The sequence below is a fragment of the Sphaerimonospora thailandensis genome (assembly GCF_016863115.1).
In the GTDB taxonomy this organism is placed as follows: Bacteria; Actinomycetota; Actinomycetes; order Streptosporangiales; family Streptosporangiaceae; genus Sphaerimonospora; species Sphaerimonospora cavernae.
Map to the genome: position 1 here is coordinate 42620 of NZ_BOOG01000050.1, position 10184 is coordinate 52803.

7 protein-coding genes are annotated in these 10184 nt (G+C 67.2%); 3 read left to right on the plus strand and 4 right to left on the minus strand.

The features are described from left to right. Positions 1-2 precede the first annotated feature (2 nt). Positions 3-1736 (plus strand): maltose alpha-D-glucosyltransferase, encoded by a 1734-nt coding sequence (gene treS / locus Mth01_RS23240; protein WP_204018048.1) that lies wholly within the window; start codon positions 3-5, stop codon positions 1734-1736. After that, positions 1733-3091, plus strand: a complete 1359-nt coding sequence (locus tag Mth01_RS23245) for a maltokinase N-terminal cap-like domain-containing protein (RefSeq protein WP_204018049.1) — start codon at positions 1733-1735, stop codon at positions 3089-3091. Before treS ends, Mth01_RS23245 begins: the two co-directional genes overlap by 4 nt. Positions 3092-3121: 30 nt before the next feature. Here the strand turns inward: Mth01_RS23245 and Mth01_RS23250 are convergent, their stop codons facing one another. Both Mth01_RS23250 and Mth01_RS23255 read right to left on the minus strand, forming a co-directional pair. Next, positions 3122-3403, minus strand: coding sequence for a hypothetical protein (locus tag Mth01_RS23250; protein ID WP_204018050.1), 282 nt, complete (start codon positions 3401-3403; stop codon positions 3122-3124). Between the two features lie 410 nt (positions 3404-3813). Further along, the gene (locus Mth01_RS23255; protein ID WP_204018051.1) at positions 3814-4416 is read right to left on the minus strand and encodes a hypothetical protein; all 603 of its coding nucleotides are present in this window, start codon (positions 4414-4416) and stop codon (positions 3814-3816) included. Between the two features lie 464 nt (positions 4417-4880). Here Mth01_RS23255 and glgB point away from each other — a divergent pair, with 464 nt between their 5' ends. Continuing rightward, a complete protein-coding gene (gene glgB / locus Mth01_RS23260) occupies positions 4881-7067 on the plus strand; it encodes a 1,4-alpha-glucan branching protein GlgB (RefSeq protein ID WP_204018052.1) in 2187 nt (728 codons plus the stop codon). 25 nt (positions 7068-7092) lie between these two features. Here glgB and Mth01_RS23265 read toward each other — a convergent pair whose 3' ends face one another. After that, positions 7093-8820 (minus strand): S49 family peptidase, encoded by a 1728-nt coding sequence (locus Mth01_RS23265; RefSeq protein WP_204018053.1) that lies wholly within the window; start codon positions 8818-8820, stop codon positions 7093-7095. A gap of 145 nt (positions 8821-8965) precedes the next feature. Then, on the minus strand, positions 8966-10075 hold the full coding sequence (locus Mth01_RS23270; protein WP_239089930.1) for a glycoside hydrolase family 18 protein: 1110 nt from the start codon (positions 10073-10075) through the stop codon (positions 8966-8968). Positions 10076-10184 lie beyond the last annotated feature (109 nt).

Sequence of the window (10184 nt, forward strand, 5' to 3'; positions counted from 1 at the left end):
AGGTGAGCTCGACACCTCAACCAAGCCACAGCCAGCCCGTCCCGAACACCTTCACCCATGAGAAGCCGCGGGATCAGTACTGGTTCAAGAGAGCCGTCTTCTACGAGGTGCTGATCCGCGGTTTCGCCGACTCCAACGGGGACGGCACCGGCGACATCCGCGGGCTGATCGACAAGCTCGACTACCTCCAGTGGCTGGGCGTCGACTGCCTCTGGCTGCTGCCGCTGTACGAGTCGCCCCTCCGAGACGGCGGGTACGATATTTCCGACTATATGAAGATCCTCCCGGAGTTCGGCGACCTGGCGGACTTCATCCGGTTGGTCGACGAGGCGCACAAGCGCGGCATCCGAGTGATCGCCGACCTCGTCATGAACCACACAAGTGACCAGCACCCGTGGTTCCAGGCCTCGCGCTCCGACCCCGACGGCCCGTACGGCGACTTCTACGTCTGGAGCGACACCGACGAGGAGTACCCGGACGCCCGGATCATCTTCATCGACACCGAGTCGTCCAACTGGACGTACGACCCGGTCCGCGGCCAGTACTACTGGCACCGCTTCTTCCACCACCAGCCGGACCTCAACTACGAGAACCCGGACGTGCAGGACGCGATGATGGAGGTCATCCGGTTCTGGCTCGACCTCGGCATCGACGGGTTCCGGCTCGACGCCATCCCCTACCTGTTCGAGCAGGAGGAGACCAACTGCGAGAACCTGCCGCAGACCCACGCCTACCTCAAGAAGGTCCGGGCCGACGTGGACCGGCTCTATCCGGACCGGGTCCTGCTGGCGGAGGCCAACCAGTGGCCCGCCGACGTGGTCGAGTACTTCGGCGACCCGGTCACCGGCGGCGACGAGTGCCACATGGCGTTCCACTTCCCGCTGATGCCGCGCATCTTCATGGCCGTACGACGCGAGTCGCGCTACCCGATCTCGGAGATCCTGGCCCAGACGCCCAAGATCCCCGAGAACTGCCAGTGGGGCATCTTCCTGCGGAACCACGACGAGCTCACGCTCGAGATGGTGACCGACGAAGAGCGCGACTACATGTACTCCGAATACGCCAAGGACCCGCGGATGCGGGCGAACGTCGGCATCCGCCGCCGCCTGGCGCCGCTCCTCGACAACGACCGCAACCAGATCGAGCTGTTCACGGCGCTGCTGCTCAGCCTGCCCGGCTCGCCCGTGCTGTACTACGGCGATGAGATCGGCATGGGCGACAACATCTGGCTGGGCGACCGCGACGGGGTCCGCACGCCGATGCAGTGGACCCCGGACCGCAACGCCGGCTTCTCCACCTGTGATCCCGGCCGCATCTACCTGCCGGTGATCATGGACCCGATCTACGGCTATCAGGCGATCAACGTCGAGGCGCAGCAGAAGCACGGCGGCTCGCTCCTCCACTTCACCAAGCGGATGATCGAAATCCGCAAGCGCCACCCGGTGTTCGGCCTCGGCGAGTTCACCGAGCTGAACTCCTCCAACCCCAGCGTGCTCGCCTTCGTCCGCGAACTGGGCGACGACCGGGTGCTGTGCGTCAACAACCTTTCCCGCTTCCCCCAGCCGGTGGAGCTCGACCTGCGCAGGTTCGAGGGCGCCACGCCGGTGGAATGCATGGGTGGAGTTCCCTTCCCGCCGATCGGCGAGCTTCCGTATCTTTTGACGCTTCCCGGGCATGGGTTCTACTGGTTCACCCTGCCCGCGACCCAGAGGGCGGCCGGCTCGAAGGAGGAATGACGACTGCACTGCATGGGCTTCTCGCCGGCTGGCTCACCGAGCAGCGGTGGTTCGCCGGCAAGGGCCACGCCATCGACGACCTGTCCATCGACTCCCTGACCGAGATCCGCTCAGGCGACCCGGGGCTGGTCCACCTGATCGTGTCCGTACGGCAGGCGAACCGGCGGACGCGCTACCAGCTGCTGGCCGGTCTGCGCACCGAGCTGCCCGACCGGCTGAGGCACGTCCTGATCGGAAACTGCCACTGGGCCGACGACGGCGAGCGGTACGTCTATGACGCCGCCCACGACGCCTCGCTCACCACCGATCTGCTGGAGGGCATGGCGGCCGGACTGCGGGTGGGAGATCTCGCCTTCCATCACGTGCCGGACACGGAGATCGACGCCTCGCAGCGGAGCCTGGTGCTGACGGCCGAGCAGTCCAACACGTCGCTGGTCTACGGCGACAAGTACATCCTCAAGCTGTTCCGCCAGCTCACCGCGGGAGTGAACCCGGAGCTGGAGATCGTCACCGGCCTGGCCACCGCGGGTTCGGCCCACGTGGCCAGGCCGTACGGCTGGATCGAGACCGGGCTGGACGGCGAGCCGACCACGCTGGCGATCATGCAGGAGTTCCTGTCGAACGCGGGCGACGGCTGGACGATGGCGCTGACCAGCGTCCGGGATCTCTACGCGAGCCCGGAGGGCATGCCGGCTGAGGAGGCCGGCGGTGATTTCGCCGCCGAGGCCTTCCGGCTCGGTACGGCCACGGCCGAGGTCCACCGCCAGCTCGCCGAGGCGTTCCCGACGGGGACGATCGAGCCGTCCGACATCAAACAGATGACCGAGCTGCTCCGCCGGCGCCTGGACCGGGCGGTCGCCGAGGTGCCGGCGCTCGGCGCGCACGCGGACGTCGCGGGCCACGCGTTCGACCGACTGGCGGAGCTCAGGCACAGCGTGCCCGTCCAGCGGGTGCACGGCGACTACCACCTCGGTCAGGTGATGCGCACCCTGGTCGACTGGGTGGTGCTGGACTTCGAGGGCGAGCCGGGCCAGCCGCTGGCCGAGCGCCGCGCCCTCGACTCACCACTGCGTGACGTCGCCGGGATGCTGCGGTCGTTCGACTACGCCGCCCGGCACCTGCTGGCCGACCATCCGGAGGCCGAGTCGCTGGAGGGCCGGGCCCTGGAGTGGTCCGCCCGCAACCGGGCCGCCTTCCTGGCGGGCTACTCCGAGGGCGGCGGCCGGATCCGCGGCGACGACGCCGTCCTGCTGCGGGCGCTGGAGCTGAGCAAAGCGGTCTACGAGGTCGTCTACGAGTCCCGCAACCGCCCCAGCTGGCTCCCCATCCCGCTCGCCGCCTTCACGTCGCGCTGAGACCGTCTTGTCGGGTGGGTCGGGTGGTGATCAGCTCCCCGTGATCCGGCCCATCATGCAGAACATGAGATGCACCTCCCGCTCAAGGTCACTGTCGTAACCGGGTTCCAGTCCTGCCGCGAAAGACCGGTAATCAGGGAGGCTCATGTATCCGCCTGGCTCATGCGGTGGGGTGACATCGCCGAGCTCTTCTCCGTCGTAGTAGAGGTACAGCGACTCAAGCCCTTCACCCACTTCTCCCGGGAAGTAGATCTGAAAGACTCGGCGGTAAGGATTCAGGCCGAGCGCATTGCGGCATCGAGCGATCACCATGTGTCACCATCACAAGCCCCGCTGATCCGTTCAGCGGACTCCTTCAGAAGATCAAGCGATCGACAATCAATCGATCATGACGTTGTTGCTACGAAACTCGCGTTTTTCCAGCAACAACGTCATGATCGATGGCGAAGCAACACGCCCGAGGATGCAACGCCTCCGATAAAAGGCACAAACCGGAACGATCCGCAGTGGGCTCACCGATCTGGGACCTCCAACGTGGTCACACAGTGTGACCACTCAACGCCGAAATGTACTTGGGCTGAATACTTACAAGACGAATCGGGCGGGGATCAAAGCGACATAACAGGCGCGAGATCAACCGATCGCTGCGGTGAAACAACGAGGCCAGGAGAGCGAAGTGCCACTTGACGTGTTGGAGAATCTCGTTCACGTGTTCATCGACGTCATGCTTCGTGCGGAACGTGGTACAGGGTTCGCGTTGACGCGAACCAGGCACGGTCGATGAACCGGCCGGTGATCCGTCCTACCATGCACATGTAGCGGTCAAAGGTTTCAGCGTCGCTGATTTCGTCGCTGAGCACCAGACCGCTCGCGTGCGCCTCGAACTCAGGGACCTCCATCCATCCCCCAGGGGAGGAAGGAGGGAATATCTCTCCGATGTATTCGCCGTCATGAGTGTAGAGAAGCTTGCCGGGATCGACCTCTTCCATAAAATAGGCTTCGAGTACGCGATGCCCTCCAGCGCTCAGCGCCTCTATCAGATGTGGCGGCACCGTCACGCCGCTGACGGTGAGGATGGTCGACCAGCCGGCCGAGTGCTCTCCCACCCAGACGATGAGTTTCTCCGGGCCGGCTTCGTATGATTGCATGGCTGTCTGAAAGTCACACAACGTGCCGTCTCGGGGATCGACACCCAGCCGTCGGGTGATCTCGTTGCTGTCTTCCGTGTCCACCCACTGGCAGTTGAACCAGGATTCCAGTCCGTGTTCGGCCAGTAGATCCCACTGGCTTTCCTCAGGAAGGGCGCGATCGGGTTTCTGCATCATTGACCTCTTGTTGCTTGGTCTGCGGACAGTGGGGGTGCCGGCCGTACATGACCAACACCCCCACTTCGATATACCGACGAAGATGACTACGGCACGACGCTCACCCAGAAGGCGCCCAGAAGGCGTGATGGGTGGCGACATGATATTTGTCATAGAAACTCTTCAGCGCGTTGCCGTGCCGTTCGTTGTGTCCGCCGTTGACGGCCCTGATGGAGTAGTGGCCAGTTCCCCTTCCGTTGCCGGCCGCCCCTTGGTAGGTCGAAGACGTGGACACCCGCTGTGGGAATGTCCATTGTCAGAGGGCGTAGTGCTCGCCGGGGCGATGGCGGTCGCCCGTGATCTGGCGGTGGCCCTGCGTAAGCTGGAGAAAAGGCTGCCTGACGGTCGCGCGGCCGCTTGCGCTGCTGGTGATACCTCGCCCGCGTTGGTGGTGATGACGGCCTCGTGTGGGGCAGGGTTAGGGTATGGATCTCGATCGGCTGGCCGGTGGCGCTCATCATGACCCGCACTCGATCCTCGGCGCCCATCTACGCGGACCGGATGGTGTGACGATCCGGGTGCTGCGGCCGCTCGCCGAGAAGGTCGAGGCTCTTGTGGACGGCACGGCGCACGAGTTGAGCCACGTCGCCCACGGGGTCTTCGAGGTGACCGTCCCGGGGCTGGACAAGATCCCCGATTACCGGCTGCGGATCACCTATCCAGGGGCTCCGCCGTACGAAACGGATGATCCGTACCGGCACTGGCCGACGCTGGGCGAGCTCGACCTGCACCTGATCGGCGAGGGACGGCACGAGCGGCTGTGGGAGGTGCTCGGCGCCCGGGTCATGCGTCACGAGGACGTCGACGGCACCGCTTTCACCGTGTGGGCGCCGAACGCGCAGGGCGTGCGCGTGATCGGCGACTTCAACCACTGGGACGGCGTCGCCCACCCGATGCGCTCGCTCGGCCGGTCGGGCGTCTGGGAGCTGTTCATCCCGGAGATCGGGCCAGGCGCCCGCTACAAATTCCAGATCCTCGGCATGGACGGGGTCTGGCGGGAGAAGGCCGACCCGATGGCCCGTCGCACCGAGGTGCCGCCGGCCACCGCCTCGGTCGTCGAGCGGTCCGAGTACGCCTGGGGCGACGAGGAGTGGATGTCGGCCCGGCCGGACCATGACGCGCGCGCCGAGCCGATGAGCGTCTACGAGGTGCACCTCGGCTCCTGGCGGCCCGGGCTGTCCTATCGGGAGCTCGCGGCCCAGCTGGTCGAGTACGTCACGGACATGGGTTTCACGCATGTGGAGTTCCTGCCGGTGGCCGAGCACCCGTTCGGCGGGTCGTGGGGCTACCAGGTCACGTCGTACTACGCGCCGACCTCCCGGTTCGGCACCCCCGACGACTTCCGGCATCTGGTCGACGAACTGCATCGGGCCGGCATCGGCGTGATCGTCGACTGGGTGCCCGCGCACTTCCCCACCGACGAGTGGGCGCTGGCCCGCTTCGACGGCACGCCGCTGTACGAGCATCCGGACCCCCGCCGCGGCGAGCACCCCGACTGGGGCACCTACGTCTTCGACTTCGGCCGCCGCGAGGTGCGCAACTTCCTCGTGGCCAACGCGCTCTACTGGCTGAAGGAGTTCCACATCGACGGCCTGCGGGTGGACGCGGTCGCCTCGATGCTCTACCTGGACTACTCACGCCGGGAGGGCGAGTGGACCCCCAACGTCTACGGGGGCCGGGAGAATCTCGACGCGATCGATTTCCTGAAGGAGACGAACGCGGTCTGCTACCGCGAGGTCCCCGGCATCGTCACGATCGCGGAGGAGTCGACCGCCTGGCCCGGCGTGTCGCGGCCGACGCATCTCGGCGGGCTCGGCTTCGGCTTCAAGTGGAACATGGGCTGGATGCACGACACGCTCGCCTACCTCGCCCGTGAGCCGATCTTCCGACAGTACCACCATCACCAGATGACGTTCTCCCTCATGTACGCCTTCTCCGAGAACTTCCTGCTGCCGCTCTCCCATGACGAGGTCGTCCATCTGAAGGGGTCGCTGCTGGGCAAGATGCCCGGCGACGAGTGGCAGCGCTTCGCCAACCTCCGGGCGCTGTACGCGTTCATGTGGGCGCATCCCGGCAAGCAGTTGCTGTTCATGGGCGGCGAGTTCGGCCAGGGCGCGGAGTGGTCGGAGGCCGCCGGGCTGGACTGGTGGGTGCTGGACTTCGACTTCCATCAGGGAGTACGGCGTCTCGTGCGCGACCTCAACCGGATATATCGCGAAATGCCGGCCCTCTACTCCCAGGACTTCACGCCCGACGGCTTCCGGTGGATCGACGCGGACGACGCCGCGGGCAACACGTTCTCCTTCCTCCGGTACGGCTCGGACGGTTCGATGCTGGCCTGCGTCGTCAACTTCTCCGGCGCCCCGCACGAGAACTACCACCTCGGTCTCCCACTCGGCGGCGAGTGGGAGGAGGTTCTCAATACGGACGCCTTCGAGTACGCCGGCAGCGGCGTCGGCAACCTCGGCGCGGTGCCGGCCGAGGAGATCCCGCACCATGGCCTGCCCTGCTCGGCACGGCTCCGCCTACCCCCCCTCGGCGCCGTCTGGCTGCGCCCGACCATGAGCGAATCGGCTTCCGGGGCGTCGGCTCTCCCGCCGGAAGAAGAGTGAGAGAGCACGGCTCACGTGGTTCCGCTCAGCGGATCGTCCACCAGCCGGGAAGTACGAGCGGGCCGTACACGGGCAGCCCGAGATCGGCGGCGATGCGGGCGACCGGGCCCCACGCCTCCAGCCGGACGCGGGCGCCGGATGCGGACCTGTCCTCGCTCGACTCCGGCGGAATCAACCGCTCCAGCGGGTGCATGCGCGGATATGTCCGTACCGGTGTGGTCGTGGGTAGATCGGCCCGGCGGCGGGCCAGGACGAGCGCGTCCTCCAGGCCGCCGATCTCGTCGGCCAGGCCGTGCCTCACGGCGTCGGCGCCCGTCCAGACACGACCCCTGGCCAGCTCGTGCGCCCGGTCACGGTCCAGGCCGCGGCCGTCGGCCACCTTGCCGACGAAGTCGGCGTAGATCCGGTCGAGCCAGGCGTTGACCCGCTCCCACTGCCCGTCGGAGAACTCCTGCGTCGTCGAGAACATCCCGGCGTTCGCGCCTTCGGTCACGGCCTCGGTCACCACGCCGAGCTTGCCGAGGAGCTCCCCGACGACCGGCTTGCCGCCGAACACGCCGATCGACCCGGTCAGCGTGCCCGGCTGCGCCACGATCAGGTCGGCGGCCATGGACACGAAGTAGCCGCCGGATGCGGCCAGATCACCCATCGACACGATCACCGGCTTGCCCGCCTTCCGGGCCAGCACGACCTCTCGCCAGATCGCGTCGGAGGCGACGTACGAACCGCCGGGGCTGTCCACGCGGAACACGATCGCCCGGACCTTCTCGTCCCGCCGGGCCGAGCGCAGCGCCGCACAGATCGTGTCGGAGCCCATGGCGCCCCCGCCGCCCAGCGGGGATCGCCCGCTGCGCCCGAGCCGGATCATGCCGTTGCCGTGGACGAGCGCGACGACGTCGGCGCCGGGGCGGGGCAGCCGCCCGGGCAGCGCGGACCTGGCGTACCTCGACACGTAGAGCAGGCGGGCCGTACCCCTCGCGGTCTCGACGCCTCCCACGATCCCGGCGGCTCCCAGGGTCTCGGCGTAGACCTCGTCCCGGTACTTCAGCCCGTCCACCAGGCCCGCCTCGACGGCCTCGGCGCCGATGAACGGACCCTGGTCGATCAGCTCACGGACCCGCTCGGGGTCGAGAGAGCGGCCCTCGGCGATGCCGGCGGTGATCTGCTCGGTCACCGACTCGGCGATGCGGGCGGCCGACTCCCGGTGCGCCTCGGTCATGTGGTTCTGGGTGAACATGTTCGCCGCGGTCTTGTACTCGTGGCGCTGACCGAGCTGGTACTCGATGCCGGCCTTGGCCAGGGCGTCCCGTACGAACCGCTGCTCGAGAGCCACGCCGGTGAGCCCGACGTCGCCGGAGGGCTGCAGGTAGACCCGCTCGAAGGCGCCGGCCAGGTAGTAGGGGACGGTCCCGGCGCCGAACTCGCCGAACGTCTCGGCGAACGCGACCGTCAGCTTGCCCGCGGCCCGCAGCTTCAGCACGGCGGTGCGCAGCTCCTGCACCATGCCGAGGCCGAGCGGGACGCCGCCGATCTTGAAGATCAGCGCGCGGACACGGGGGTCGCGACGGGCTCGCTTGAGGCCGGACAGCACGTCGGTGAGGCGCGCCTTCCGCATGGACAGCAGGGCGCCGAGCGGATCGGCCGGCGGTCCCTCCGACAGCCCCTCGGTCAGGTCCAGTTCCAGCACGAGCGGGGCGGTACGGCGCTGCCGCAGCTTGTCGACGGTCTCCACGATCGTCCTCGTCGCGTCCATAAAAGCCACCTTAAGCGACGGTTTGGATGCCGAGCAGAAACGGGAACGGGCCCCCACGCCACCAGGAAGGAGGCGTGGGGGCCCGCGTCGGCCGGAGGGGTCACCTCGTGCCGTCGTACGGTGTTACTTGAGTCCGCTGGAAGTGTTACTTGAGTCCGTTGGACATCGCGGTGATCAGCTCACCGTTGGTGGTGTCACCGCTGAGCTCCCAGAAGAAGGCTCCGCCGAGACCCTGGTTCTTGCTGTAGGACATCTTCCCGTTGATGGTGGCCGGGGTGTCGTAGCTCCACCAGTTGCTGCCGCACTTGGCGTACGCCGTGCCCGCGACGGTGCCGGTGGCCGGGCAGCTGTTCTTGAGGACCTTGTAGTCCTCGATGCCCGCCTCGTAGGTGCCCGGGGCCGCGCCGGTGGCGGTGCCGCCCGGCTCGCTCTGGGTGACGCCGGTCCAGCCGCGGCCGTAGAAGCCGATGCCGAGCAGGATCTTGCTCGCCGGCACGCCCTTGCTCTTCAGCTTCTGAACCGCCGCGTCGCTGTTGAAGTCAGCGATCGGGATGCCGGAGTAGGAGTTGAGCGGCGAGTGCGGAGCCGTCGGGCCCTTCGCGTCCCAGGCGCCGAAGAAGTCGTACGTCATGACGTTGTACCAGTCGAGGTACTGCGCCGCGCCCGCGTAGTCGGAGAGGTCCAGCTTGCCGCCGGAGCTGGCGTCAGCGGTGATCGCCGCGGTGATCAGGTAGTCCTTGCCGAACTTGTTGCGCAGCGCCCGCACCAGGTCGGTCATGGCGTTCGGGCCGCTGGTGTCACAGGTCAGACCGCAGGCGTTCGGGTACTCCCAGTCGATGTCGATGCCGTCGAACACATCGGCCCAGCGCGGGTCCTCGACGAGGTTGTAGCAGGAGTTGGCGAAGGCCGTGGGGTTCTTCGCCGCCTGGCCGAAGCCGCCGGACCAGGTCCAGCCGCCGAAGGAGAACAGCACCTTGATGTGCGGGTACTGAGCCTTCAGCTTGCGCAGCTGGTTGAAGGCGCCGCGCAGCGCGCTGGGGTTGTCCCAGGTGTCCGCCTGGCCGTCGACGCTGTTCGCCGCGGTGTACGCCATGTCGTAGTCGGCGTAGGCGTCACCGATGGTGCACCCGCCGTTGGTGACGTTGCCGAAGGCGTAGTTGATGTGGGTGAGCTTGCTGGCCGAGCCGCTCGTCACGATGTTCTTGACGAAGTACTGACGGCCGTAGACGCCCCAGTTGGTGAAGTAACCGATCACCTTCTTGCCACCGGGCGGAGGCGGCGTCGTCGGGGTCGCGGACGGCGACGGCGACGGGCTCGTCGGAGGCTTCGTCGGGGTCGCGGACGGCGACGGCGACGGGCTCGTT

Coding starts and splice junctions, on each gene's coding strand:
- glgB (WP_204018052.1), top strand. CDS start 4,881: ATGGATCTCGATCGGCTGGCCGGTGGCGCTCATCATGACCCGCACTCG.
- Mth01_RS23245 (WP_204018049.1), top strand. CDS start 1,733: ATGACGACTGCACTGCATGGGCTTCTCGCCGGCTGGCTCACCGAGCAG.
- Mth01_RS23250 (WP_204018050.1), bottom strand. CDS start 3,403: ATGGTGATCGCTCGATGCCGCAATGCGCTCGGCCTGAATCCTTACCGC.
- Mth01_RS23255 (WP_204018051.1), bottom strand. CDS start 4,416: ATGATGCAGAAACCCGATCGCGCCCTTCCTGAGGAAAGCCAGTGGGAT.
- Mth01_RS23265 (WP_204018053.1), bottom strand. CDS start 8,820: ATGGACGCGACGAGGACGATCGTGGAGACCGTCGACAAGCTGCGGCAG.